Origin of the sequence: Aeromonas dhakensis (genome assembly GCF_000820305.1) — a bacterium.
In the GTDB taxonomy this organism is placed as follows: Bacteria; Pseudomonadota; Gammaproteobacteria; order Enterobacterales; family Aeromonadaceae; genus Aeromonas; species Aeromonas dhakensis.
In genome coordinates, this window is sequence record NZ_CDBH01000061.1 from 262883 (window position 1) to 288830 (window position 25948).

At 65.0% G+C, this 25948-nt stretch carries 23 protein-coding genes; 10 read left to right on the top strand and 13 right to left on the bottom strand.

Features of this window, described 5'->3' with window-relative positions; translation table 11 throughout:
- Positions 1-114 precede the first annotated feature (114 nt).
- On the bottom strand, positions 115-1290 hold the full coding sequence (locus BN1143_RS17385) for an iron-containing alcohol dehydrogenase (RefSeq protein WP_082038613.1): 1176 nt from the start codon (positions 1288-1290) through the stop codon (positions 115-117).
- A 167-nt stretch (positions 1291-1457) separates the two neighbouring features.
- Positions 1458-1910, bottom strand: a complete 453-nt coding sequence (locus BN1143_RS17390) for a hypothetical protein (protein WP_005308316.1) — start codon at positions 1908-1910, stop codon at positions 1458-1460.
- 465 nt (positions 1911-2375) lie between these two features.
- Here BN1143_RS17390 and BN1143_RS17395 point away from each other — a divergent pair, with 465 nt between their 5' ends.
- A complete protein-coding gene (locus tag BN1143_RS17395; protein WP_042051519.1) occupies positions 2376-3848 on the top strand; it encodes a C69 family dipeptidase in 1473 nt (490 codons plus the stop codon).
- A gap of 60 nt (positions 3849-3908) precedes the next feature.
- Here BN1143_RS17395 and BN1143_RS17400 read toward each other — a convergent pair whose 3' ends face one another.
- From BN1143_RS17400 to BN1143_RS17410, 3 genes are read right to left on the bottom strand one after another with little or no spacing between them, the layout of a single operon-like run.
- Positions 3909-4655 carry an SDR family oxidoreductase gene (locus BN1143_RS17400; RefSeq protein ID WP_042051520.1) on the bottom strand — a complete coding sequence of 249 codons (747 nt, stop codon included), beginning with the start codon at positions 4653-4655 and terminating at the stop codon, positions 3909-3911.
- A gap of 56 nt (positions 4656-4711) precedes the next feature.
- Positions 4712-4957 carry a DUF3624 domain-containing protein gene (locus BN1143_RS17405; protein WP_005308310.1) on the bottom strand — a complete coding sequence of 82 codons (246 nt, stop codon included), beginning with the start codon at positions 4955-4957 and terminating at the stop codon, positions 4712-4714.
- Positions 4954-5433 carry a GNAT family N-acetyltransferase gene (locus tag BN1143_RS17410; protein WP_042051521.1) on the bottom strand — a complete coding sequence of 160 codons (480 nt, stop codon included), beginning with the start codon at positions 5431-5433 and terminating at the stop codon, positions 4954-4956. Before BN1143_RS17410 ends, BN1143_RS17405 begins: the two co-directional genes overlap by 4 nt.
- A 186-nt stretch (positions 5434-5619) precedes the next feature.
- On the opposite strand from BN1143_RS17410, the gene BN1143_RS17415 reads away from it, so the two are divergent.
- Positions 5620-7062, top strand: coding sequence for a RimK family protein (locus BN1143_RS17415; protein WP_042051522.1), 1443 nt, complete (start codon positions 5620-5622; stop codon positions 7060-7062).
- Between the two features lie 24 nt (positions 7063-7086).
- The gene (locus tag BN1143_RS17420) at positions 7087-7620 is read left to right on the top strand and encodes an MgtC/SapB family protein (RefSeq protein WP_005308304.1); all 534 of its coding nucleotides are present in this window, start codon (positions 7087-7089) and stop codon (positions 7618-7620) included.
- A gap of 50 nt (positions 7621-7670) precedes the next feature.
- On the opposite strand, the gene BN1143_RS17425 is transcribed toward BN1143_RS17420, so the two are convergent.
- From BN1143_RS17425 to BN1143_RS17435, 3 genes are all read right to left on the bottom strand, one after another.
- Positions 7671-9287, bottom strand: coding sequence for an alpha-amylase family protein (locus BN1143_RS17425; protein ID WP_042051523.1), 1617 nt, complete (start codon positions 9285-9287; stop codon positions 7671-7673).
- Positions 9288-9412: 125 nt separating this feature from the next.
- Entirely contained in the window at positions 9413-11380 is a 1968-nt protein-coding gene (locus tag BN1143_RS17430) for a TonB-dependent copper receptor (protein WP_042051524.1), read from the bottom strand.
- A 245-nt stretch (positions 11381-11625) separates the two neighbouring features.
- Complete coding sequence (locus BN1143_RS17435; RefSeq protein ID WP_010635292.1) at positions 11626-11883, bottom strand: DUF2442 domain-containing protein; 258 nt, start codon at positions 11881-11883, stop codon at positions 11626-11628.
- 259 nt (positions 11884-12142) lie between these two features.
- Between BN1143_RS17435 and BN1143_RS17440 the strand changes: the two genes are divergently transcribed.
- Positions 12143-14107, top strand: a complete 1965-nt coding sequence (locus BN1143_RS17440; protein WP_042051525.1) for an LTA synthase family protein — start codon at positions 12143-12145, stop codon at positions 14105-14107.
- A gap of 55 nt (positions 14108-14162) precedes the next feature.
- On the opposite strand, the gene BN1143_RS17445 is transcribed toward BN1143_RS17440, so the two are convergent.
- Positions 14163-14633: an Lrp/AsnC family transcriptional regulator gene (locus BN1143_RS17445; protein WP_005308292.1), complete on the bottom strand. Its 471-nt coding sequence runs from the start codon at positions 14631-14633 to the stop codon at positions 14163-14165.
- Positions 14634-14782: 149 nt separating this feature from the next.
- Here BN1143_RS17445 and BN1143_RS17450 point away from each other — a divergent pair, with 149 nt between their 5' ends.
- Positions 14783-15301 carry a cyclin-dependent kinase inhibitor 3 family protein gene (locus BN1143_RS17450; RefSeq protein ID WP_042051526.1) on the top strand — a complete coding sequence of 173 codons (519 nt, stop codon included), beginning with the start codon at positions 14783-14785 and terminating at the stop codon, positions 15299-15301.
- On the opposite strand, the gene metA is transcribed toward BN1143_RS17450, so the two are convergent.
- Positions 15302-16249 (bottom strand): homoserine O-acetyltransferase MetA, encoded by a 948-nt coding sequence (gene metA, locus BN1143_RS17455; RefSeq protein ID WP_005308287.1) that lies wholly within the window; start codon positions 16247-16249, stop codon positions 15302-15304.
- A 144-nt stretch (positions 16250-16393) separates the two neighbouring features.
- Between metA and BN1143_RS17460 the strand changes: the two genes are divergently transcribed.
- Both BN1143_RS17460 and BN1143_RS17465 read left to right on the top strand, forming a co-directional pair.
- Positions 16394-17632, top strand: coding sequence for a cyclic di-GMP phosphodiesterase (locus BN1143_RS17460; RefSeq protein ID WP_005308285.1), 1239 nt, complete (start codon positions 16394-16396; stop codon positions 17630-17632).
- 58 nt (positions 17633-17690) lie between these two features.
- Positions 17691-18836, top strand: a complete 1146-nt coding sequence (locus BN1143_RS17465) for a competence/damage-inducible protein A (RefSeq protein ID WP_042051527.1) — start codon at positions 17691-17693, stop codon at positions 18834-18836.
- Between the two features lie 77 nt (positions 18837-18913).
- Here the strand turns inward: BN1143_RS17465 and BN1143_RS17470 are convergent, their stop codons facing one another.
- The 3 genes from BN1143_RS17470 to BN1143_RS17480 form a co-directional block, all read right to left on the bottom strand.
- Positions 18914-20008: an ABC transporter permease gene (locus tag BN1143_RS17470; protein WP_042051529.1), complete on the bottom strand. Its 1095-nt coding sequence runs from the start codon at positions 20006-20008 to the stop codon at positions 18914-18916.
- Positions 20009-20072: 64 nt separating this feature from the next.
- Positions 20073-21002, bottom strand: coding sequence for an ABC transporter ATP-binding protein (locus BN1143_RS17475; RefSeq protein ID WP_042051530.1), 930 nt, complete (start codon positions 21000-21002; stop codon positions 20073-20075).
- Positions 20995-21969 carry an HlyD family secretion protein gene (locus BN1143_RS17480; RefSeq protein WP_082038616.1) on the bottom strand — a complete coding sequence of 325 codons (975 nt, stop codon included), beginning with the start codon at positions 21967-21969 and terminating at the stop codon, positions 20995-20997. The genes BN1143_RS17475 and BN1143_RS17480 overlap by 8 nt, the downstream gene beginning before the upstream one ends.
- 249 nt (positions 21970-22218) lie before the next feature.
- On the opposite strand from BN1143_RS17480, the gene BN1143_RS17485 reads away from it, so the two are divergent.
- The 3 genes from BN1143_RS17485 to BN1143_RS17495 all read left to right on the top strand — a co-directional run bounded on the left by BN1143_RS17485 (position 22219) and on the right by BN1143_RS17495 (position 25946).
- Positions 22219-23889 carry a flagellar assembly protein A gene (locus BN1143_RS17485; RefSeq protein WP_042051533.1) on the top strand — a complete coding sequence of 557 codons (1671 nt, stop codon included), beginning with the start codon at positions 22219-22221 and terminating at the stop codon, positions 23887-23889.
- Between the two features lie 114 nt (positions 23890-24003).
- The gene (gene yidA, locus BN1143_RS17490) at positions 24004-24813 is read left to right on the top strand and encodes a sugar-phosphatase (protein ID WP_042051534.1); all 810 of its coding nucleotides are present in this window, start codon (positions 24004-24006) and stop codon (positions 24811-24813) included.
- A 362-nt stretch (positions 24814-25175) separates the two neighbouring features.
- Positions 25176-25946 carry a gamma-glutamyl-gamma-aminobutyrate hydrolase family protein gene (locus BN1143_RS17495; RefSeq protein WP_042051536.1) on the top strand — a complete coding sequence of 257 codons (771 nt, stop codon included), beginning with the start codon at positions 25176-25178 and terminating at the stop codon, positions 25944-25946.
- Positions 25947-25948: the final 2 nt, after the last annotated feature.

Below are 25948 nucleotides of genomic sequence, written 5' to 3' on the forward strand. Positions count from 1 at the left end.
CCCGGCGCCACCATGAAAAACGCCCCGATGATCGGGGCGTTTTCTTTTCCGTTGGCCTGTCAGTGATCAGAGGGCGTGGGAAAGGATCCGCGCCACTATGGTTGCCAGGATGACTTACAGCGCGTGGGAGAGGATCCTGGCTACCTTGTCCGGATCTATGTCCTGCTGCTCCCCGAGGGCGGTCAGGCCGAACAGCTTGAGGTTGGAGCAGATCCCCGGGATGCAGCGCGCATCCAGGCCATAGTCGGCGAGACGGGTGCCCACCCCCATCTGCTGGAAGAACTGCTCGGTGCGGATGATCGCCTCCTCGATGCGCAACGCCTTGTCCTCGCGGCTGGAGTGCCACACCCGCTCGGCGAACTGGGCCAGCTTCTCCTGCTTCTGGGCCGCTTGTTCGCGCAGCAGGGAGGGCAACACCACCGCCAGACTCTGGGCATGATCCAGTCCGTGCAGGGCGGTGAGCTGGTGACCGATGGCGTGGGTGGACCAGTCCTGAGGCACGCCGCGACCGATGAGGCCGTTGAGGGCCAGGCTGGCCGCCCACATCAGGTTGGCGCGCACCTGGTAGTTGGTGGGCTCCGCCAGCGCCCGCGGGCCGTTGTCCACCAACACCTGCAGCAGGCCTTCCGCCAACCGGTCCTGCACCTCGCCCCCCACCGGGAAGGTGAGGTACTGCTCGAGGATGTGGACGAAGGCATCCACCACCCCGTTGCCCACCTGGCGCGGCGGCAGGCTGTAGGTGGTGGTGGGATCCAGCACCGCAAACACCGGCTGCACCAGCGGGTTCATGAAGGAGAGCTTCGCCTCCCCCCGGCTCACCACGGCGGCCGGGTTGCTCTCCGAACCGGTGGCCGGCAGGGTCAGCACGCAGCCGAGCGGCAGCGCCGCCTTGATGGGGGCCTTGTGCAGCAGGATCTCCCAGGGATCGTCCCCCTCGAAACGGGCCGCGGCGGCCACGAACTTGCTGCCGTCCACCACTGAGCCGCCACCCACCGCCAGCAGGAAGTCGATGCGCTCGCGCTTGACCAGATCCACCGCCTCCATCAGCTGGTCGTACTGGGGATTGGCGCCGATGCCGGGGAACTCCAGCCACTCCCGGCCTGCCAGCGCCTGGGTCAACTGGTCATAGACCCCGTTCTGCTTGATGCTGCCGCCGCCGTAGAGCACCAGCAGGCGGCTGCCGGCCGGGATCAGTTCGGGCAGTTTGGCGATCTGGCCTTCACCGAAACAGACGCGGGTGGGGTTGGCATATTGGAAGTTGTACACGGCAGAGCCCTCGGTTGAATGCATGCAGAGGGATTGTGCGCCTGTGGCCCCCACAGGTCAAAGAACGCGGGCACGCCCTCACATTGCACCGCGGATGCGGGTTGCCGGCAGGGCCGCTCATCCACTGTGGTCAGCGGGGGCAAGGGCTTGCCCCCGCTGACCATGGATTGCCGTTCGAGTCATTCCGCTGCTCAGGCGCTCTTGCTCTCTTCCTTGCTGCTCTTCTTGCCGGTGAGGCGGTCCATGGCGTCTTGCAGCATGGCGTCCCGCTGCTCGTTCAACGGCTTGCTCTGCTCCGCCCGCTCCTCGGCGCTCAGCTGCTTGTTGTCGGCAATCGCCTTGAGCTTCTCTTCTATCTCGTTGAACTGCTTGCGATCAAAGCCGAGCGCCTTGTCCACCAGCTGCTGCAGCACGCCCCCCTTGTCGGAACTCATGTCGAGCGCCGGCGGCAGCTTGCTGTTCTTGGCCAGGTGTTCATAGGTCAGCGCCTGCTGGGCCTGGCCGGTTATCCGTTGGGAGGAGAGGTTGACCAGATCTTCCCAACCGCCGCCACCCTGACCGCTGTCGGCGCTGCTGAGGGTCGCGAGGGCGCGATTGTTGGAGGCGCTCTGGGCAAGCTGCTGGCTGTAGGGTTTGATATCCATGGGGGCTCCAGTCTGCATGCCAAACCGGCATGACGAGGTCGCTGATTCGATGGTATGAGGCGCCTGGCCCCATCATTGGCAATAAAACCAGCAAGTTGCAGGCCAACTTGTCAGGGTGAACGAGATCCCCACCGTGGCAAGCCTGCCGCCGGTCACGGACCTGATGTGGCGTCAGAATCATGACTCATCCGCTGCTTTTATCCCGATTTCCGACACATACAACTACCTATAAAACTCCTCGCCACATAAACAGCAGGAACGCCTTGTCGATCACAAAACAAACAACCAGTGAGGCATACAATTTTGGCGCACCATCGGGCAAGCAAGCAGCGTTATGGATGATATGTTTGCGAAATCAAGCAGATGCAGACCTGTCTACCGTCGGATCCCCGACCCAGTCCGGTCACTCCCGGCCGCTTCTCCCGCCCCCTGACGCGCATCCACCGCAACCTTTCGGGCATAACCATGAAAAAACACACCTTGAGTCTTCTCTCCGCCACCCTGCTCACCCTGCTTGGCACCAGTGCCGACGCCTGTACCGGCCTCATCGTCGGCAAGGGCGCCAGTGCCGATGGCAGCGTGATGATCGCCAGAAACGAGGATTTTGGCGTCAACAACTGGAACAAATACCTGGCCTTCCGGCCCGCGCAGCAAAACGAGGGCAAGACCTGGAAACTGGGCAACGGGCTGGAAGTGCCGATGCCCAAAGCCTTCTTGGCCTACTCCGCCATCCGTGACTGGGATGCCGCCGGCAGCGACCCGGACGGCAAGTATTACGAGGAGCGCGGCATCAACGAGGCCAACGTCGCCATCTCGGCCACCACCAGTGCCGAGGTCAACGACAAGGCCCAGAAGGCCGATCCACTGATTGAGAAGGGGGTCATCGAGGCCATCATTCCGACCCTGATCCTGCCGCAGGCCAGGACGGCCAAAGAGGGGGTCGAGCTGCTCGGCCGCTATGTGGAGCAATATGGCGCCGGTGAGGGCAACAGCCTCTATCTGGCGGATGTGAACGAGGCCTGGCTGATGGAGATCGGCTCCGGCCACCACTGGATCGCAGTGCGGGTGCCGGACGACAGCTACGCCATGGTGGCCAACGGCCTGCGCATCCACGGCGTCGATCTCGACGGCGCCGACGTGCTGCACTCGCCCAGACTGCTGGAGTTTGTGCGCGAGCACAAACTGCTGGATAACGCCGACCCGAAAGAGTTCAACTTCGCCAAGGCATTCGGGGTGATTGCCGACCCCTACAACGTGGATCGGGAGTGGCTCGGCCAGAAAATGCTGACGGCCTCTCACAAGCAGCCAACCCGGCAGGCGCAGTACCCGCTCTTCATGAAGCCGGATGCCCCCATCGCCGTGCCGGACGTGGCCAGGTTGCTGAGCGCCACCTATGAGGGTACGCCACTGGCGGGCAAGGCAGAGCGGCCGATCCGCATCGATCGCCAGCTCGAATCCCACGTCATCCAGCTGCGCAAGGAGATGCCCAAAGAGCTGCAGGGGCTCATCTGGCAGAGCTACGGCGTGCTGGCCGAATCCGTGATGGTGCCGCTCTACAACACCCTGGAGTCCTATCCCCTGCCCTACCGCACCGGCAGCGACAGCTACTCCGATGATTCCGCCTACTGGCAGTTCCGCAGCCTGACCGCGCTGGCCAGCGCCGATCCGGACAAATACCTGCCGCTGCTGCGCGGTGTCTGGAGCAAGGAGAGCAGCAAGCTCTACAAGGAGGTGGCCCTGCTCGACAAGAGCCTCAAGCAGGCCTATGCCAGCGACAAGGCCACCGCCATCGGGCTGGCATCCGACTACTCCTATGGCCAGCTGGAGAAGAGCTATCAGATGGCCAAAGAGTTGCGCTACAAGCTGATGACGGATCTCACCAAGCGCACCGAGCAGAAGTATTCGCCGGAGGAGTTCAAGAAGATCATGAGCCTGTAAACAGGCCCCAAAACAGAGAGGCTCCCAGGGGAGCCTCTCTTGTTTCATCCGCAGCAGCCATCAGCGACGGCTGATATGAAGCGGGCCGAAGGTCTGCGCCACCGGCATGATCTCGATGCTGTTGATGTTGACGTGAGCCGGCTGCTGGCTGATCCAGAGCACGGTATTGGCGATGTCTTCCGGCTGGATCGCCTGCACGCCCTGATAGACGGTGGCCGCCTTGGCGTCGTCACCGTGGAAGCGCACGTTGGAGAACTCGGTGCCGCCGCACAGACCTGGCTCCACGTTGGTGACACGGATGGCGGTGCCCGCCAGATCGGCGCGCAGGTTGAGGCTGAACTGCTTCACGAACGCCTTGGTGGCGCCGTAGACGTTGCCGCCCGGATAGGGGTAGGTGCCGGCGATGGAACCGATGTTGATGACGTGGCCGCGATTGCGTTCGACCATGCCCGGCAGCAGCAGGCGGGTCAGCAGGGTCAGACCGCTGATGTTGGTGGCGATCATCTGCTCCCAGTCCTCGAGGTCTGCCTTGTGGGCCGGCTCCAGCCCCAGCGCCAACCCGGCGTTGTTGACCAGCAGATCCACCTCGCGCCACTCGGCCGGCAGCCCGTCGATGGCGGCGCGGGTGTCCGCCTTGTCCTGCACGTCGAACACCAGCGGCAGGAACTGGGCGCCCAGCTCGTCGGCCAGGGCGGCCAGCCGTTCGGCGCGGCGGCCGGTGCCGATCACCTTGTAGCCCGCCTGCACCAGCTGACGGCTGATGGATTCACCAAAACCGGACGAGGCGCCCGTTACCATTGCAATCATCTGAACCTCCATTTCTACAGCGCTATTGTTATTTATCTGTTTGAAATCAATCTTATCTATTCGTCGCTCAATTCACGCCCGCTCGCCTTGCGCCAGATGAACACCAGCAGGTGGAGCAAAAACAGGCCCGAGCCCCCCAACGCGAACAGCAGGCCGGTGAGGGCATTGACCGAGGTGTCGGCGCCACACCACCACCAGACCAGCCAGCCTACCAGGCCGATGGCGAAGGTCTGGCCGGCGCAGACCGGGCAGCGCCCCAGCTTGGCCCTGATGGCGGTGGCGAGGCAGTTGTCGCAGCTCATCCCCTCTCCTCTTCTCTCCTCTCTCCGGCCAGCTTCAGCACCAGCCGGTGGGCATGCTGACCGTGGCCATAATAATCCAGCAGCTTCTGCCTTGGCCGAAAACCCAGCCCGCGGTAGAGGGCCTGCGCCTCTTCATTGGCATCGCCCACCTCCAGCCGGATCGCCCCCCAGCCGGCCTCTTTGCCCTCCTGAATAACCTGCTCCAGCAGGCGGCGGGCCCAACCCTGGCGGCGGATGGTCCAGCGGATGGCGAGGGTCTGGATGATCAGCCGATCCCAGCCCCTGTGCTCCAGCAAACAGAGGTAGCCCATCAGCTGCTCCTGCTGGTCCAGCACCAGCAGGGTGCGCCCCTTAGCCTGGGTCAGCAGATAGTGCCAGCGGCTGCGGCCAAAGGCGACTTCGGGGGGAAAACAGTAGCGTTCCAGCTTAACGATGGCGCCCAGATCATCGGTCCGGGCCGCGCGCACGGTCAACACGGGGAATCCTTGTTCGGTTATTTATCTTCATCACCAAAAATGCGACTTGTATCACAAGTTACCAAGGCGGCATATTAGGCACTGTAACCTCTTGTTTCCCCTCGCGCCATTGTCGTGCTTGTCGGTGCATCGAAGCCCACTGGGGATCCTGCCGCTTAAGGCAGTTTCATCTGTGGAGCCGAAAATATGAGTACCTACGTCATCGTCGAAGAGCTGGGCGACTGGCCTTGCCATGCCGATTATCTGCTGACCGCCCGCACCTACCTGCAACACGGGGTGCCCACCACCGGCGGCCGTCCCCGCATCATCAACCTCTGCCGCAACCTGGAACACCTCGGTGCCGGCTACTACTGCTCGCTGCTGGCCCAGGCCCGCGGTCACCACTGCCTGCCGGGCCTGCAGGCCATCAGCCAGCTGCAACCCCAGCAGCCGCCGGCCAAGCTGTGGCGCAAGCTGCAGGGCTGGCTGGCCCAGCAGAGCGAGGATCGGATCCGGGTGCGCGCCATCTTCGGCCAGTGCGAGCAGAGCGAGCTGGCGGGGCTGGCCCGCTACTACTACGGCCTGAGCCAGTTGCCGCTGCAGGAGCTGACCCTCAAGCGCGGCCGCCACGGCTGGTCGGTGCGCCAGCAGCAGAGCCTGTCGCCGCTGGCGCTGAGCCCAAGCGAGCAGACACTGATGCTGCACCACGCCCAGGCGCTGGTGGGCACCGGCGACGAGGAGCAGGCGGCGCCGCTCTACCAGCTCGCCATCCTGGTCGACCCCAACGACGGCCGTGCCAGCAGCGATGCGCTGGCGCTGGAGCGCTTCATCCAGGCGGCCGCGGCCCAAGGGATCCGGGCCGAGATCCTGGCGCCATCCGCCATCGAGCGGCTGCCGGAGTTCGATACCCTCTGGCTACGCTCCGAGACCGCGGTCGGCCACTACACCTTCGAGTTTGCCCGCCGCGCCGAGCAGCTCAAGATGCCGGTGATCGACAGCTCCCGCGCCATCCTCGCCTGCAGCAACAAGCTCTACCTCTACGAGCTGATGGTGCGCAGCGGCGTGCCCATGCCGCCCACCATGGTGGTGACCCGCCGCGGCCGCCATCACGTGGACGAGCTGGTACAGCGGCTCGGCCTGCCGCTGATGGTGAAGGTGCCCGACGGGGCGCAGGGGCGCGATCTGGCCATGGCCAGCGACGAGCAGCAGCTGGCTCGCCTGCTGGATGAGGGGCTGGGGCGCTCCGCCTTGCTGCTGGTGCAGAGCCGGATCCCCGCCGAGTTCGACTGGCGCATCGGCTTTCTCGATGGCTCGCCGCTGTTTGCCTGCCGCCGCTTCCGGCCCGAGCCCGGCAACCGCATCCGCCGCCGCAAACACCCCCTCGACATGAGCCGCATCGAGGCGTTGCCGCTCAACGAGGTGCCGGAGCGGGTGTTGCAGACCGCCCGCCGCGCCGTCCATCAGCTCGGCAACGGCCTGTTCGGGGTCGATCTGCGCCAGCAGGGGCGTGACTGCGTGCTGCTGGAAATCATCGACAATCCCTGGATACGTGGCGATATTGAGGACAGAGAGGCAAAGGACCTCTACGAGCGCCTCGCCCGGGCCTTCCGCCAGCGGCTGGAAAACCGGGGGCAGAGCGCGGCCGGATAACAAGCATCGAGAGCAGAGGTGGATATGATGACGACTGATTGGTGGGACATAGCGCCCCTTGGCTGGGAGAACATCCTGGTCTGTCTGGTGTGCGGCACCCTGGTGGGGCTGGAGCGGCAACTGCGCGGCAAGCCGGTCGGCATCCGCACCTCCTCGCTCATCATCCTCGGCACCTACTGTTTTCTCGCCATCGGTGCCGCCGTCAGCCCCCAGAGCGCCGATCAGGCGCGGGTACTGGGCCAGCTCATCACCGGCATCGGCTTTCTCGGCGCCGGGGTGATGATGACCCGGGATGGCCAGGTACTGGGGGTCACCTCCGCCGCCACCGTCTGGATGCTAGCCGCCCTCGGCGCCCTCATCGGCATGCAGATGCTGCACCAGGCGCTGCTGCTCACCGGCGTCACCCTCTCCATCCTGGTGGGGGTGGACTACCTGGAGACCAGCTTCAAAGGCCTGCGCCGCGGCGTGCACAACCGGCTGGAGAGCTGGCGGCACGGCAATGGCAACGGCCGGGCCGATCCCCATCAGGACGAGCTCGGCAGCGGCATCGAGAAGTAACGTCCCAATGAACAAGGGCTCCATCACGGAGCCCTTGTTGTTTACCAGCCTCAGCGCACCAGCAGGAAGCGGCCGGTGAGCGGCGGCAAGTCCACCGTCACGCTGCTGCCGCCGATGGCCAGGCTCTCGCCGCTTTGCAGATCCACCAGGGCGCTGCCACTGCGCAGCTTGCCGACCGGCACCGCGTAGCTCTGGGGCGTGCCGGAGACGTTGAGCAGGTAGACTACTTGCTCCGCCGCCGTCTGCTTGATGTCGCCATAAACGCTGCCCTCGGCCACCAGCTTGACCCGCTCCCCCTGATAGAGGGCTGGGTGGGCGGCACGCAGGGCCAGCAACTGGCTGAGCCACTGTTTCAGCTCGCTCTGCTCGCTGCTCGGCACAAAACCGGTGGCACCCGGCACCTTGCCATCGCTGCGGGCCACGTGATCGTCACAGAGCCCCTGCGCGGCGCAGTCGCCACCCACCTGCTTGGCAAAGCCAGGCACCTCGTCGCCAAACTCCTCGCCGTAGTAGAGGGTAATGGGGCCGGAGCGGGCCGCCAGGAAGCTGAAAGCCGCCTTGTGCCGCTGCCAGTAGTCCGCCGGATTGAAGTTGCCACGCTCCAGCAGATCGCCGAAGCGCACCAGATCGTGGTTGCCCAGCATCAGGTTGGGCATGGCGTGGTCCGGGTAGTTTTCCACCTTGTTCCAGCTGGCATCGAGCACGCTGGCCCCCTGCCCGCCCTTGCCGGACTCCTCCACCGCCAGTGCCTGCACCAGGCCGTAGCGCAGCGGGAAGTCGAACGCCGAGGAGAGCGCCGGGTTGTCGCTCGGCCCATACGCCTGGGCCCGGATCTCGTCGGCCCCTTTCCACACTTCCCCGACCATATAGCCGAGGGTGCCCCACTGCTGGCCGGCGGCCTTGCGCGCCGCGCTGGCCCGCTCCACCTCGCTGCGAATGGCACGCCAGTCGTCAAGATCGAGCTGATAGGCCTGATCGAGGCGCCAGCCGTCGATGCCGTACTGCTCGACCCAGTAGCGGGCCACCTCCTTGAAGTAGGCCAGGCTCTCGGGCTGGCTGTAATCCACCAGCTGGCCCGGGTAGCCGGCACCGCCACTCTTGAGGGCGGGCAGCCGTCCCTCGGGCGAGGGCTTGCTCACCCCCACCTTGTTGACGTGACCGAACACCCCGTCTAGGAAGACGTAGAGACCGCGCTGGTGCGCCCCGTCCACCAGCTTCTTGAGCTGGGCGTTGCTGCCGAAGTTGGGATCCACGTTGAAGAAGTCGCAGGCGAAGTAGCCGGTGGCATCCAGTCTGTCATCCCCGCTCTGGCCGGCGCAGGAGTCGAACACCGGGGTCAGCCAGATGGCATTGACGTTGAGGCTCTTGATGTGATCCAGGCTGTCGATGATCCCCTGCAGATCGCCGTTGTGCTGGGAGGGGCCGTAGCCGACGCCGTAGTTGGCGCTGCCGTCACCGTCGACGAAGGACTCCACCATCACCTGATAGGTGCGCAGGTTGCAGGCCGGCTGGTCATTGCCGTAGCAGGCGCGGCTGGCGGTGGCCGGCGGCGGGTTGATGACCGGGGGCTGGGGCTCGCTGGAACCGCTCCCGCCTCCGCTGCCGCAAGCCGTAAGTAACAGGGCGGCCCCGATGAGGCCGCCACGACGCAACGTTCCTTGTTTCATTGTTATGTTCCCGCTGTGGTGGTATCGACGCCCAAAGCGCCGCACTGGGGCCATGATAGCGACCCAGCCCGCACGGGTCTGTGACTGAAAACGTTACCCGATTCAGCCGGTTAGCTAATCCCCGCTCAGAGCACGCCGGCCGAGGCGAAGCGATAGCTGAGGGAGAGCCAGTAGGCACGACCCGGCTCCGGGATGCGCCCTACCTGCTCGTAGCCCAGCCCGGCCTGACTGGCGTGCACCGACTTGGAGAGGTGCTCGTAGTAGAAGGTGTCGAACAGGTTGTCCACCCCGGCCGACAGCTGCCAGCCCGGGTGGAACTGCCAGGCGGCGCTCAGGTTCATGGTGAAGAAGCCCGGGGTCTCCCCCTGATCCTGGCCGGCTACGGTGCCGGAACCCACATCCACCCGCTCCTGGGCGGCCACGGCGCGGCCCAGCAGGGTCAGGTTCCACGCCTCGGCTGGCTGCCAGCCGAGCGCCAGCTTGCCATCGAGGGGCGGCATCTGGGCCAGCGGCTTGTTGTCGCTGCGGTTTTCGCCGTAGACCACCGCCAGGCCGCCATCGAGACGCCACTGCTCGGCAAACTGCCAGCGCCCCTCCAGCTCGCCGCCGCGGGTCTGGGCGTCGATGTTGCGCACCTTGTTCGACTTGTTGTTGTAGAGCAGATAGTCCTGAATGTCGGCGCTGAACAGGGAGAGGGTCAGGTCCAGATCGCGGCTGCGCAGGGCCAGCCCCGCATCCCACTGGCGGCTGCGCTCGGGGTTGAGGGTGAAGGGCACGCTGTCCTTGCTGCGCTCCCAGTAGTCTGGTGCCCGTTTCGCCTGGCCCCAGGCCAGGTAGCTCGACCAGGCCGGCGACCACAGGTATTCGTAGCGGCCAAAGCCGCTGTCCAGGGTCAGGGTATCGCTGTAGAGGGTCTGATCCCCCGCGCCGTAACGGGTGGTCTCGACCCTGTCCTGCCGGTAGCCCCCCTTGTAGCTGTGGGCCCCCTGCTGACGGCCCAGCTCGGCAAAGCCCCCCTGCTGCTCGAAACGCAGGGTGCGCTGGCGCGGCTGGCTGGCGTAATCCACCCCGCTGCGGGCCCTGTGCTGATCCCGGTTGGCATCGAGCCCGGCGGTCAGCAGCCAGTCGGCCGGCAGGGCGATGTCGTTGGCCCAGCGCCCGCCGCTGTTGCGCCGATCCGGGTTGGAGAGCATCTTCATGCCGCTGTTCGGCCGCAGGCTGAAGTTGTCCATGATGTGGTCGATGTCGTTGTCCCACAGGGTCAGCTCGCTGCGCTGCCAGTGGGTGGTGATCTGCTCCTGCCTGAGCTTGAGGCCGAAGGATTCACGGTCGAACATGGGGCCGTCCATGGTGCGATCCGCATAGGCGGCGCGGGCGTTGCTGCGCTCGGCGGTGAGTTCCAGCCAGGTGTGCTCGCTGGGCGTCCAGCCAAGCTGGGCGGTGCCGTTCTCGCGCCGGTAGAAAGAGCGCACCTTGTCGCCGTGGCCGTCCCGATAGTCATCGCTGTCGGAGTGGGTGAACTGGCCGCGCAGATAACCCTGCGGTGCCCCTACCGTGGCGTCCAGCATCTGGTCGTCGCGCCCGAAGCTGCCATAGAGCGCCGACGCCTCGGCCTTGACGCCGGGGGCGGTGAACTCGGGCCTGTCCCGCTCGAACAGCACGGTCCCCGCCAGCGTGGCCCCCTGCTCGAGGGATTGCGGCCCCTTCAGCACCCGGATCCGGTCGAAAGATTGAGGAAAGACGTAGGCGGTGGGTGGATCCATCCGGCCGCCGCAGCCGCCGGCCAGCATGCCGCCATCCATCTGCACGTTGAGGCGGGACATGCCCATCCCCCGCAGCACGGGATCGCCACCCAGGCCCCCCTTGCGCACCATGCTCATGCCGGTGACGTTCTTGAGGTAACCGGCGCCGTCGGCCGCCGGCATGGGGGAGCCCGGTTTCTTGGGATCCAGGGTCACCTCCAGGGTGCTGGCGGGGCGACTGGCGACCACCACCATGGGTTCCAGCTGCTGAACGGTCTCCTGGCCGGCGGCGCCGTGACAGGCGAGACCACCCACCAGCAGGGCCAGCGGGGTGCGCATATGACAAGCCATACTCTTTCCTTATCTCTCTGTTTATTTTGTTGTTTTAATTCCAACTGCCAAACCATTCAGTTGCTGGAAGGTTTGCCGTCAGGCTGCAAAAAAGGCCTGCGGCGCGGTGGCGGCAAGCCCTGAGAAGCGAAACCAGGCTAGGGTTGGCAAAATGTTGCGCAGGTTTTACCCAAAATGGGTGAGGAAGGCAAACGCTCAAACATTCCCGTTACAGGAATCTTGTGATGGCTCACAAAAACAGGGAGTTAGCTGAAGGCCTCCCGCTCGTCGATGGGCTTGATCAGGTGATAGACCTCGTGAGCCGACAGGGTACAGCCGGCGGGCCACTCCAGCTGATGGTGACGATTGATGAAGACCCGGGCGAAGCGTCGCTCCGAATCCAGCGCCGCGAACAGCGGCTGGGTGCGCCAGGGGGCGAGATCCAGCGCCCCCGTGGTACCGTCCGAGAGCACCACGAACAGGCTCCACCCCTGCAAATATTCCACATCGATAAAGACCGGCATCCCTTCGGCTCCGATTGAGAAAAATCGGCGCCATTATAGATAAGCCCCCGCCCTCGCTTTGCAGGCAGGATCACAGTTTTTCCAGTCGTTTCTGCTGTCTGCAACCCTTGTCCGCCATCACAGAAATATCATAAAACGTGCCAAAAGTTGCGCTTTCGCACGATCCCGACGCAACCTTTGCCCGCCACCACTGTCATAACCCTGCAATATAAAAACAATGCGCCCGTGGACGGGTGCAAACAGGCTTGTAGGAACAACAATGACCACTATCAGACGATGGCTGGGACCGTTTTGGCCCATCGCCGTTTTTTCATTGATCGCGCTCGTCTCTCTCTCCATCAGCCGGCTCGCCCTCGGCCTCTGGCAACTGGAGCGGGTCGACGCCGTCGCCGGCTGGCAGGAGATGCTGCTGCAGGGAGTGCGGGTCGACTTCGCCACTCTCTGCTGGCTGTGGGGCGTGCCCGCCGTATTCACCCTGCTGCTGGCCGGCCCCCATGCCGTGGGCCGTGCCTGGCTGCAGTTCATCCGGGTCTGGCTGACCCTGGGGCTCTGGCTGCTGCTCTTCCTGGAGATCTCCACCCCCTCCTTCGTGACCGAGTACGGGGTACGCCCCAACCGCCTCTACGTGGAGTACCTCATCTATCCCAAAGAGGTGTTCGCCATGCTGTGGGCCGGCCGCAAGGGCGAGCTGCTGCTGGCGATGGTGTTCAGTTGCGCCGTGCTGGCGGGCGGCTGGTGGCTGAGCGGCCGTCTTTTGCGCGGCATCAGCTTCCCGCGCTGGTATCTGCGTCCGGCGTTTGCCCTGCTGATCCTGGCCATCGGTTTTCTCGGTGCCCGCTCCAGCCTGGGCCACCGCGCCCTCAACCCGGCCATGGTGGCATTTGCCAGCGATCCCCTGGTCAATGCGCTCACCGTCAACTCCTCCTACTCCCTCTTCTTCGCCATCAAGCAGATGCGGGCCGAGGAGGATGCCAGCCAGTTCTACGGTGAGCTGCCCCGCCAGCACATCCTGGATCTGGTACGCCAGGAGAGCGGCCGCGAATCCCATGAGTTCAGCTCCGACACCCTGCCCAGCCAGACCTTCAACGAGGCCAGCTACGGCGGCAAGCCGAAGAACCTGGTGATCCTGCTGCAGGAGAGCCTGGGCGCCCAGTTCGTCGGCTCCCTCGGCGGCCTGCCGCTCACCCCCAACATCGATGCCTTGTCGAAAGAGGGTTGGGCGTTCGAGCAGCTCTACGCCACCGGCACCCGTTCGGTACGCGGCATCGAGGCGGTGCTGACCGGCTTCACTCCGACCCCGGCCCAGGCCGTGGTCAAGCTTGGCAAGAGCCAGACCAACTTCTTCACCATCGCCGATCTGCTCAAGCAGCGGGGCTACGACACCAGCTTCATCTACGGCGGCGAGAGCCACTTCGACAACATGCGCAGCTTCTTCCTCGGCAACGGCTTCACCACCATAGTCGAGCAGAAGGACTTCAAGAACCCGGTGTTCGAGGGCTCCTGGGGCGCCTCTGACGAAGATCTGATGGCCAAGGCCGACCAGACCTTCCAGGCCCTGCACAAACAGGGCAAACCCTTCTTCAGCCTGGTGTTCAGCTCGAGCAACCACGATCCGTTCGAGTTTCCCGACGATCGCATCGCCCTCTATGAGCAGCCCAAACAGACCCGCAACAACGCAGCCAAGTATGCGGACTACGCCATCGGCGAGTTCTTCAAGAAGGCGAAGCGGTCGGACTACTGGCAGGACACCCTGTTCCTGGTCATCGCCGATCACGACAGCCGGGTCAGCGGCGCCAGCCTGGTGCCCATCCCCCGCTTCCACATTCCGGGAATCATCGTGGGTGACGGCATAGCGCCGAGACAGGATCCCCGCATCGTCAGCCAGATCGACATGGCACCGACCCTGCTCTCCCTGATGGGGATCAGCGCCGACTATCCCATGCTCGGCAAGGATCTGACCCGCATGCCCGCCGACTGGCCGGGACGCGCCATCATGCAGTACGACAAGAACTTCGCCCTGATGCGTGGCAAGGACGTGGTGATCCTGCAGCCGGAGCGGGCGCCGGAAGGCTTCATCTATGAGGATGCGACAGAGACGCTCACCCCGGCGCCGCAGCCGGCCACCATGAAGGACGCGGCCCTCGGCCTCGCCCTCTGGGGCAGCCTCGCCTACCAGCAGGGGCTCTACCGGACGGCGCCGGACACCCGCACCGTGCTGAACTGAGCGCCATAAAACAAAACCCGCCGATTGGCGGGTTTTTTGTGGAAGACAACAGGCATCAGGTGTTGAGGAAGCAGGGCAGCGAGCGGCTGAACTTGTGCTCGAACACCAGCGAGGTCTCGAGGTGCACTACCTCTTCGCGGGAGGTGAAGTGATCGAACACGAAGTTGCGCAGGTGTTCGGTGTCAGAGACGCACAGATGCACCAGGAAATCATCCTTGCCCCCCATGTGGAACAGGCTGATCACCTCGGGCAGCGCCAGAATGGCATCGCGAAACGCATCGATGATCTGGCGGCTGTGGCGGGCCAGCTGCAGCGACACCATGGCCTGGATGTGACCCCCCAGCGCCTGGTAATCCACCTCGCAGTGGGCGCCCTTGAGCACCCCATCCTGCTGCAGCTTGCGCACTCGCTCCAGACAGGTGGACGGTGCCACCCCGACCAGCGCGGCCAGATCCTTGTTGGTCATGCCCGCATCGCGAAACAGATGGGCCAGGATATCCAAATCCAGTTGATCCAGGTTTCTCATCTTTACTCCTTGAACCGCTCAATTTTTTAGACTCTGCCCGTAAACCGAGCTGAACACAACGCAGATTGACATCGGGGCCGCGCCCCCTATGCTTTGGCGCACTCAAAACCCAGCTCACGCCCGCTGCCACTGGCTTCATAAGGAGCTTTATGCACCCGTCCCACCCCTTCTGGAGCCAGGAGGTGCCGCGCCTCGACGGCCAGCTGCTGCTGACCCCCTGCCCCGGCACCCAACAGGTCGCGTTGCCGCTGGCCCTCGATCAGCTCAGGCTGGCCGGCGCCCGCGCCGTCATCACGCTGATGACTGACGCCGAACTGGCCCGCCTCGAGCTGGCCCACCTTGGCGAGACGGTCGCGCGCGAGGGATTGCACTGGTTTCACCTGCCCATCGAGGATGACCAGGCCCCCGACGCCACCTTCGAACTCGCCTGGCAACAGACGCTGCCGCAGCTGCTGGCCCTGCTGCGCGAGGGGCGGCACCTGGCCATCCACTGCAAGGGCGGCAGCGGTCGCACCGGGCTGGTGGCGGCAGCCCTGCTGATGAGCCTGGGCCAGCCCCAGCAGGAGGCGATGGCCGCCATCAAGGCTCACAGACCCAAGGCGTTCACCCTGGCCTGCCACCGCCAATGGCTCGACCAACTGGCCGAGCAGCTGGATCAGTACGCCTGATTACTTGCCACCCTGGTCGTAGGTGAAGACCTTGCCGATATCCTCCACCCGATAGCTGGTGAGCTGGTAGACGTAGTAGTTGAGCCAGTTGGCAAACAGCAGGTGGCCGTGGCTGCGCCAGCTGGCGCGCGGGGTCTGGCTCGGGTCGTTGTTCGGGTAGTAGTTGACAGGGATGACGGGCTCAAGCCCGGCGGCCAGATCCCGCTGATACTCGCCATCCAGGGTCAGCGCATCGTATTCGGGATGGCCGGTGACAAACACCTGGCGACAATCCTTGGTGGCCGCCAGATAGACCCCCGCCTCTGCCGATTCGGCAAAAATCTGCAGATCCGTGTTGGCGCGGATAAGATCTCCGTCAAACGCCGCATAACGGGAGTGAGGCGCCACAAACTCGTCATCGAAACCGCGCAGCAGCGGCTCGTGTTCATCGAGCCTGTGGTGACGATAGACCCCGGAGAGCTTCTCGCCGTGAGTCTGCTTCTCCATGCCGTACAGGGCCTTCAGCGCCGCCTGCACCGCCCAGCAGAGGAACAGGGTGGAGGTGACGTGCTGATGGGACCACTCGATGATCTCGACGACACGCGGCCAGTAGACCACCTCCTCGAACTCCACCAGCCCGAGCGGCGCCCCCGTGATGATCATGCCGTCGTAGTTGTTGCCCCGCACCTGTTCGAAGTCGTGATAGAAGTTTTCCAGGTGCGCCTGAGGGGTGTTCTTCGACTCCCGATCGTCGATGCGCAGTAGATCCACGTCCACCTGCAACGGCGAGTTGGAGAGCATCCGCATCAGCTGGATCTCGGTCTCTATCTTCTTGGGCATCAGGTTGAGGATGAGCACCCGCAGCGGGCGGATGTTCTGGGTGACGGCCCGGGACTCCGTCATCACGAAGATGTTCTCCTGCCCCAGCACTTCGGCGGCGGGTAACTGATCCGGGATCTTGATCGGCATGCTTACTCCCTGTACTGCATCGGTAAATATGTCTGGACATCCAGAAGCCTATAATAAAGAGACTACCCTGTCATCAGATACCTTTTGTATTCACCCCCACCTTTGACTAGCATACGGCTCAATGTGTCTCTCGCATCCAAGACAATGACAGGTATCAAGATTTCAGTAGACCGGCTGCAAGTCGGCAATTACGTCTCTCTGCCACTTGGCTGGCGCGAACACCCCTTCCTGTTTTCCAGCTTCAAACTCAAGAACGAAGAGGAGATCGAGCTCATTCGCCGACTCGGTCTCAAGCTCGTCACCATCATCCCGGACAAGAGCGACGCCCCGCCCAAGCCGCTGAACCAGGTTCAGGCCCAGCCGCAGGAGGCGCCAGACACGGCCCAGCGTCAGGCCGAGATGCAGCAGGAGAAGGAGCGCCGCATCGAGCAGTTGCAGCAGTACCGCCGCGACCTGCAGCAGTGCGAGAAGCAGTTCCAGCAGTCGCTGGCCCAGGTGCGCAACGTGATGGGCAAGATCCAGTCCCGCCCCCTCAACGCCATCGGCGAGGCGCAGGAGCTGATAAACGCCATGACCGAGCAGCTGCTGTCGGTGGACGAGATGGTGCTGCACCTGGTCTCCGACAGCGAGGATGGCAACAACCTCTACTTCCACTCCCTCAACGTCAGCGTGCTCAGCATGCTGCTGGCCAAGGAGTGCAACATGTCGGCCGACGAAATCCGCCGGGTCGGCATGGGGGCCCTGTTCCACGACATCGGCAAGCTGAAGATCCCGAGCCAGATCCTGCGCAAGACCGAGCCTCTCACCAAACCGGAACGGAACCTGATGGCCCAGCACCCGCGCTACGGGCTGGATCTGCTCAACCTGGCCAAGGACTTCCCGGCCGAGGCAAAGGGGATAGTGCTGCACCACCACGAATACCTGGACGGCAGCGGGCCGGAGGGGCTCAAGAAGGGGCAGCTCGACCCGCTGACCCAGATAGTCTCGCTGATCAACGAATACGATAACCTCTGCCACATGCAGGCCAAGGTGCCCTACTCGGCCCTGAGCGGTCTCTACAAGCAGCGCAAGGCCCAGTTCAACCCGGACTACCTCGGCATGCTGATCCGGCTGATGGGGATCTACCCGCCGGGCAGCGTGGTGCAGCTCTCCAACGGGCAGGTGGGGCTGGTGATGTCGGTCAACACCTCTCGCCTGCTCTACCCCTCGGTGCTGGTGTACGATCCGCGCATTCCGCGCCAGGAGGCGGCCATCATCGACCTGCAGCAGGCCGAGCTCTCCATCGCCAAGGTGATCCATCCCAAGCGACTGCCGCCAGCGGTGTTTGAGTACCTCAACCCGCGCACCCGCATCAGCTACTACTTCGAACACAACAAGCCCTGATTGACCCGGCCACCTAGGTGGCCACCCCAACCCCACCGCCAGCCCCGAGGAGCCCTTCATGCGCATCGAAATCATCAGCACCGGCGACGAGATAGTGACGGGCCTGGTGGTGGACACCAACGCCGCCTGGCTCAGCGCCCTCCTGCTGGAGCAGGGCTGGCAGGTGCGCCGCCGCGTCACCGTGGGGGACAACCTCAAGGACTTGAAGGTTGTGCTGCAAGAGAGTGCCGCCCGCGCCGAGGTGGTGCTGGTGTGCGGCGGGCTCGGCCCCACCGCCGACGACCTCACCGCCCAGGCGGCGGCCGAGGCCTTCGACCAGCCGCTCACCCTCTTCCCGGACTGGCTCGCCACTATCGAAGCGCGCTACGCCAGCCGCGGCCGACCCATGCCCGCCAGCAACGCCAAGCAGGCCTGGCTGCCGCAGGGGTGCGAGCCCCTCGACAACCCGGTGGGCACAGCCTGTGGCTTCCTGGTGCAGGCGGGCCCGAGCCGGCTCTTCTTCACCCCGGGCGTGCCGTTCGAGTTCAAGCAGATGGTGCGCGAACAGATCTTGCCGCGCCTCAAGGCGATGGCCGGCGCAGAGAGTGACACCGAGCTGCGCCGCTTCTACACGTTTGGCGTCTCGGAGTCGGCCCTCAGCGACATGCTGGATGCCGCCCCCTGGCCCGCCGGCATCGAGCTCGGCTACCGCTCCTCCATGCCCCTCATCGAGCTCAAGCTCATCGGCCACGGAGCCTCGGCGGCGGACATGGACGCCGCCGAGGCACGGCTGCTAACGGCCATCGAGCCCTGGCTGGTGGGACGGGGAGACGAGGAGCCGGCGCGGCAGATCCTGGATCTGTTGGGAGAGAGACCGCTGACGCTGCTGGAGGGGGAGAGCCGGGGCGCCCTGCTGGCCATGTGTCACGAGCACCCGGCCCTGGCGGCCGGCTTCAGCCACACCCTGAGCAGTGACCTGATGCAACTGGCGGCGCCTGCGGCCCCTTTGAGCCTGACCCTGGGCCGGGCAGGCCCGGACGGCGTGCCGCTGCTGCTTTGCGCCGACGGGCAACTGCACGGCCAGACCCTCAAGGTCAGCCACCCGGATCCCGACAGCGGCCGCCGGATCCTCGCCTTCGCCGCCCTCGACATGCTGCGCCGCCACCTGCTGGGGCTGCCGGTGCTCGGCGACTACCGCACCCTGACCCGCACCGCCAGCCGTTAACAACCAGTAGCCAGCAGCCAGCAGCCAGCAGCCAGCAGCCAGCAGCCAGCAGCCAGGCTCTCACCCCTCCCGGGGCATCAATCCAGACTCTTCTTGAAGCGATGGGCGGCCAGGGTCAGCACCAGCAGGGTGAAGCCCGCCAGCCAGAGCACGTCCGGCAGCAGCTCGGAAAGCTCGCCGCCGCGCAGCACTATGCCCCGGATCAGCCGCATGAAGTGGGTAGCCGGCAGCACCTCGGCAATCCACTGGGCCGGCAGCGGCATCCCCTCGTAGGGGAACATGAAGCCCGACAACAGGATCGAGGGCAGCAGGATGAACACCGTCATCTGCATCGCCTGCAGCTGGGTCTGCGCCAGGGTAGAGATGAGCAGCCCCAGGGTCAGGCTGGCGGCGATGAACAGCAGGGTCGCCAGCAGCACCTGGCTCAGGGCGCCGTTGATGGGCACCGCGAAGATGAAGTGGCCAAGGCCGAGGATGATGGCCACCTGGATCAGCCCCACCCCGATATAGGGCAGGATCTTGCCCAGCATCAGCTCCATCGAGCTGACCGGGGTGGTGATGAGCAGCTCCAGATTGCCGCGCTCCCGCTCCCGCACTATGGCCGCCGAGGTGAACATGATCATGGTCATGGTGAGGATCACCCCGAGCAGGCCGGGCACTATGTTGACCGCCGAGCGGCGCGCCGGGTTGAAGTAGAGCACGGTCTCGAAGGTGGGCGGAACCGGCTTGAAGTCGGGTTTCAGATCGGAGAGCGGCATGTTGCGAAGGCCGAGCAGGGCGCTGGCGATCATGGTGTCCGAGCCATCCACCAGCCACTGGCCCGCCGTCTCGCCGGCGCTGAGCCGACGACTCAGATCGGCGGGCAGCACCAGCACGGCGCGCACCTCGCCCCGGGTCAGCGCCGCTTCGGCCTGCTGCACCCCGACATATTGCTGCTTGATGTGCACCACCTGGCTCGCTTTCACCGCCTCCACCAGCAGGCGGCCCGGCACGCTCTGGCTCATGTCGACCAGTCCCACCGGGATCTGGCGCACGTCGGTGTTGATGGCGTAGCCGAACAGCAGCAGCTGGATCAACGGGATCATCACTACCATGCCAAAGGTCAGTCTGTCTCTGGCCAGCTGGCGCAGTTCTTTCTGGGTAATGGCCCAGAGCCGTCGCAGACTGTTCATCGATTCGCTCCTGCAGGCTGGCGAAGTACTTGCCGGGTCATGGTCCAGAGCCCTTGCCAGCCGTTCATGCCCTTGGCTCCTGACCGGTGCAGCTGACGAACACATCCTCGAGGCTCGGCCTGACCAGCGCCAGGCTGGCGCCAGCCAGCGCCGGACAGGCCTGCTGCAACCAGTCCACCGGCTCCGCCAGCTCCTTGTCCACCAGCACCCGCAGGCGCTGGCCGAGCTGGGCGGCGGAGCGCACCGGCGCCAGCTGCACCAGTTGCTGCTTGAGCAGCCGCAGATCGGCAGCCTGCACCTCCACTACCCGGGTGCTCATGGCATCCATCAGCTCCTGTGGCGCCCCCTGGGCCCGCACCCGGCCCGCCTCCATGATGGCCAGCTGGTGGCAGCGTTCCGCCTCGTCCATGTAGTGGGTGGTGACCAGAATGGTGGTGCCCCCTTCGCTCAGGTCGAACAGCTTCTCCCAGAAATCGCGCCGGTTCTGCGGGTCCACCGCCGAGGTGGGTTCATCGAGCAGCAGCAGCGCCGGCTGGTGGATCACCGCCGCCGCCAGCGCCAGCCGCTGCTTCTGGCCGCCGCTCATGGCACCGGCCCGCTGCCGCGCCAGCGGCGCCAGCTCATAGGTGGCAAGCAGCTCGTGCAGGCGGGCGGCCAGCCCGGCGCCGCCCATGCCGTGGATCCGCCCCATGAACTCCAGGTTCTCCCAGGCGGTCAGCTCGTCATAGAGGGAGAACTTCTGGGTCATGTAGCCGATCCGCCGGCGCAGGGTCTCGGCCTCGCGGGGGATGCTCAGCCCCAGCACCTCCACCTCCCCCGCCGAGGGGGTGAGCAGGCCGGTCAGCATGCGCAGGGTGGTGGACTTGCCGCAGCCGTTGGGGCCGAGAAAGCCGTGGATCTGCCCCTTGGGCACGCAGAGATCCAGCCCGTCCACCGCCAGAAACTGGCCGAAACGGCGGCTAACTCCCTCTGCCCGGATCGCCAGCTCACTCATGGCCGGCCCCTGCACCGGCAGGCTCGGCCTGCAGCGGCAGACCGCTCGGCAGATCCTGCGCCGTCGCCGGCAGATCGATCTCTGCCAGGTAGACCAGCCGGGCCCGATCCCGTTCGTTGAGGGCGTAATAGGGGGTAAAGGCCGGCTCTTTCGAGATCCAGCGCAGCCGGCCGGTGAAGGGCTCGGCCACCCCGTCCACTCGCACCAATACAGGGTTGCCGACGCCATAGCCGGAGAGGGAGGGCTCGGGCACATAGACCCGGGCATAGGGGGCCTGATCTGCCTGGATCGCGGCCAGCACGGCACCGACCGCCACCCGCTCGCCGAGGTGATAGGGCAGGCTGTCGAGCCGGCCGCTGCGAGTGGCGACGATGGAGAGATCCGCCAGTTCCCGCTCGGCCAGCGCCACCTCGGCACCGGCGGCCTGCAGGGCGGCGTGCGCCTCGTCGATATCTTCACGCCGCACACCCCGCGTCAGCTTGTCGAGCTGCTGATGTGCGCCATCCTGCTCGGCCAGGGCGCTGTCGCGCTGGGCGCGGGCCTTGTCGAGATCCGCCGGGCTCACCAGCTTCTGGCGCACCAGCCGGTCTACGCGCTCAAAGTTGCGCTCGCTCTCCCTGACGGCGGCCTGCGCCTTGTCGAGGCTGGCCCGGGCGGCAGCGATGTCTTCCGGCCGCTCGCCATTGGTCAACCGGGCGAGGGCGGCCCGTGCCTGGGCCTCCCGCGCCCGCGCCTGGGCCAGCACCGCCTGCTGGCGCCTGTCATCGAGGCGGGCCAGCAGGGTGCCCTCCTGCACCTGGCTGCCCTCCGCTACCGGCAGGGCGCGGATGATTTCGCCGGCGGTGGCGGTGAGCAGCACCCGATCTCGCTCCAGAGTGCCGAGGGCGGTGGCGGGGGCCTGCGGCTGGCAGGCACTGAGCAGGCCCGTCAGGGCCAGAGGCAGCAGACAATGACGCAAGGTTGACACTCCTTTCGCGGTGGGCGACGGCCAGTGGTGGCCTGCGGACGGACTCCCGGTGCCGTCAGCATACTCGCTGTTACTTTTCATTTCCTCGCTCCAGTTCACCCATTTGTGCTTAGCTCATTGACCAAAAAGGAGAAATGTCTGGATACTGCAGACCAGCACTATGTTGATGATTAGCATTTTTAACAAGATGCCGATTAACTGGAAACAGGCAGCCATCCCGACAGGGATGCCAGCGAGGGAAGGGATCCGGTGTTAAGCACAGAGTGGTTACTGTTGTCAGCCGATATGGAATACGCCTGCCTGCGCATCGCGCCGGGGCTGACCAAACCCATCTCGGAAAACGATATCCAGGCCCTGCTGCTGGCCTCCAACTGCCGCCGCTATCAGCCGCTGGCGGAGGGGGTCAAGCAGGCCATCAGCCTGCTCAACACCCTGTTCAATGATCCTGCCGCCCCCCTGCCCGGCAATCCGGTGCCCATCGCCCAGCGCCACGATGCCAGCGTCCTGCTGCTGGTGGAGAAGGATCGGATGAGCGCCACCGCCCAGATCACCGCCGACTGGGGCGGAAAATACCTCACCAGCGAACAGCTGGAGCAGGCGATCCAGGCCAGCGAGATCAAGCAGGGGGTACAACCCCAGCTCATCGCCGCCGCCGTGCTGGCGGCCAAGGAGGCGACGCCAGGCACCCTGCTCAGGTTGCCGGTAGCGCAGGGCAAGGCCGCCGTCAACGGTCAGGACACCCGCTTCGAGCGGCTGGTGGAGACCCCGGCCGAGCGTATTCTCAAGCCCCAGGAGCTGGATCACGGCCGGGTCGACATGCGCGACCTCGGCACCATGCTCACCGTCAAGGCCGGCGCCCAGCTGATGCGCCGCCACCCGGCCACCACCGGCGTGCCGGGCTTCACCGTCACCGGCCAGGAGCTGCCCGCCAAACATGGCAAGGAGAGCCCCATGGTGGCCGGCGAAGGCACCTTCATCTCGCCGGATGACCCCAATCTGCTGCTGGCCAGTCGCCCGGGCCTGCCGCGCCAGGAGAAGAGCGGCATGAAGGTGGACGACGTGCTGAGCGTCAAGCAGGTGGATATCCGCCACGGCCACATCATCTTCGAGGGGGCGCTGATCGTGGCGGGAGACGTCACCCCAGGCATGAAGGTCAAGACCAGCGGCGACGTGGTGATCGGCGGCTTCGTGGAGGGGGGCTACATCGAATCGGGCGGCACCATCACGGTGCGCAACGGCGTCATTGGCCGCAAGCTGGAGCAGAGCAACGAGTACCTCTGCCACCTCAACGCCCAGGGGGAGATCCACGCCAGCTATGCCCAGTACGCCAAGCTGGAGGCCGGCGGCGACATCCACGTCCTGACCCAGCTCAGCCACAGCTACAGCCGCAGCGGCCAGGACCTCAAGGTGGGCGACAGCGCCATGCGCAAGGGCCACCTGCTGGGGGGCATCAGCATCGCCAACCGCCTCATCATGGCGCCGATCCTGGGGGCCTCGGCCCACAACCAGACCCGGTTGCAGATCCTCGGCGGCTACTTCACCCACAAGGAGCAGGAGCAGGCGCTGCGCCAGCGCAAGCAGGAGTGCCGGGAGCAGCTGGACAAGCTGCAGGATCTGCTGCTCAAGCTCTTGCAGCTGCCGAGCGACAAGCGCAATCCCCAGACCCTGCAGAAGATCAAACTGATCCGGGTCCAGCGCCTCGAGGAGAGCAAGCAGCTCGACGAGCAGCTGGAGGCGGCGCAGGAAGAGCTGCAGAAACTGATGGCGGAGATGGACATCATCGCCACCCAGCACGCCTTCCCCGGGGTCGAGGTGGAGATGGCCCACCACCACTACCGGGTCGACATAGAGCACGGCCCCATCCACTTCGCCATCCGCGAGGATCAGCTGCAGCTGACCCCTTACGAACCCCACAAGTGAGCGCCGCCACCCCCGTCGCACACCTCCGGCCGTGATCCGGACGGTGAATTTCGCTACACTCCCTCTCCCATTGGCCCCATAGTGCGGGCCAGCCAGACTGCAGGATAGTGAGAGATGTACAAGCTGATCGCATTGGATATGGATGGCACCCTGTTGAACTCTCAGGGCCAGATTTCCCCCCGCACCCATGCGGCCATCGCCGCCGCCCGCGCCAGGGGAGTCACGGTCGTGCTGGCCTCCGGCCGCCCGCTGGAGGGGATGAGCCGCTATCTGGCCGAGCTCGGCCTCACCGGCCAGGATGACTACGTCATCTGCTACAACGGCGCCCTGGTGCAGCAGGTTGCCGATCAGCGCATCATCCGCAGCCAGCTGCTCAGCGGCAGCGACGCCAGCGCCATCGCCGCCCTGGCCGACGAGCTGGGCGTCAACGTGCACGGCTTCTCGGTCAGCCAGGGACTCATCAGCCCCAGGGTCAGCCCCTACACCGAGCACGAATCCCGCCTCATCGACATGCCCATCAAGCTGCTGGACTTCGCCACCCTGCCCGCCGACGAGCAGATCCTCAAGGTGATGATGATCGATCCCGAGCCGCTGCTCTCCCCCGCCATCGCCAAGCTGCCGGCCGAGCTCTACCAGCGCTATACCGTGGTGCGCAGCGCCCCCTACTTCCTCGAGTTCATGAACAAGCGGAGCAACAAGGGGACCGGCGTTGCCGCTCTGGCCGAGCACCTGGGGCTGGATGCCTCCCAGGTCATCGCGGTGGGGGATGCGGGCAACGATCACCACATGATCGAGTACGCCGGGCTGGGGGTGGCCATGGGCAACGCCACCGACGACATCAAGGCGCTGGCCCAGCACACCACGGGGCGCAACGATGAAGACGGGGTCGCCCAAGTGATCGAGCATTTCATCTTGAACGCCTGAGTCGACAAGGGGCCTGCGGGCCCCTTTTGCTGTCCGGGTCTGTCTGGGAAGCGGGGCCACATGTTTAATATATCCACCACGACAATACCCTTCCCTCGCTTCCCCTTCGCTACAGCCCCCTTTTAATGGGACTCAAGCCAGCCGAGCGCAGAATATATTTAACATTTTGGCATCATTTTGTTTGACATATTGAACGGCCTTGGCAGACTGGGATCAGGATCCAGGCTGTCGTTGCCCAGGCTGACCGACGATTCTGGTACTGCGGCACGACCCCGATCCCACGACCATGCCTTGAGGCATGCCCTTGCGCTGGCAAGGGTCTGCCCAAGGCGCAGGACCGCTAAGGACAGCCAAGGTGAATCATGACTCGCAGCACCCACACCCCGCGTAAACCCGTCGTACTGATGACCATGGGCGCCCAGCCCCGCAATGGTCACGCCTATCAGGTGATGACCCACAAATACATTCAGCCGCTGGTGGAGATCAGCGGCTGCGTCCCCCTGCTGGTGCCCACCTGCTGCGGCACCGAGGATCTGGCGCAATATCTGGATCTGGCGGATGGGGTCTATCTGAGCGGCGCCGGATCCAACATAGATCCAACCCTCTACGGCCAGGAGAACCTCACCCCGGAGAAGCAGCAAGACAGAGACAGGGATCTGTTCGACATGGCGCTGGTTCGCGCCGCCCTCGACCGCGGTCTGCCGATCCTCGGCATCTGCCGCGGCATGCAGGAGATCAACGTGGCACTGGGGGGAGACATCCACCAGAAGGTCTACAGCGAGCCGGGCTATGACGATCATCGGGAGGATGCGGACGATCCGGTGGACGACCAGTATGGTGAGAGCCATCAGGTGACACTGGTGCCGGGCAGCTGGCTGGCGGAGCTGATGGGACAGCCATCGATCCCGGTCAATTCGCTGCACGGGCAGGGGATCAAGACCCTGGCCAAGGGACTGGTGCCGCTGGCCCATGCCGAAGACGGGCTGATCGAGGCGATCCACGCCCCCGCCCTCTCCCCCTTCCTGCTGGCGGTGCAGTGGCATCCGGAGTGGAAGGCGAGCCAGAACCCTCACTCCATCAAGATCTTCGAGGCCTTTGGCGACGCCTGCCGGGCCCGCCTGACCGGCGTCTGACG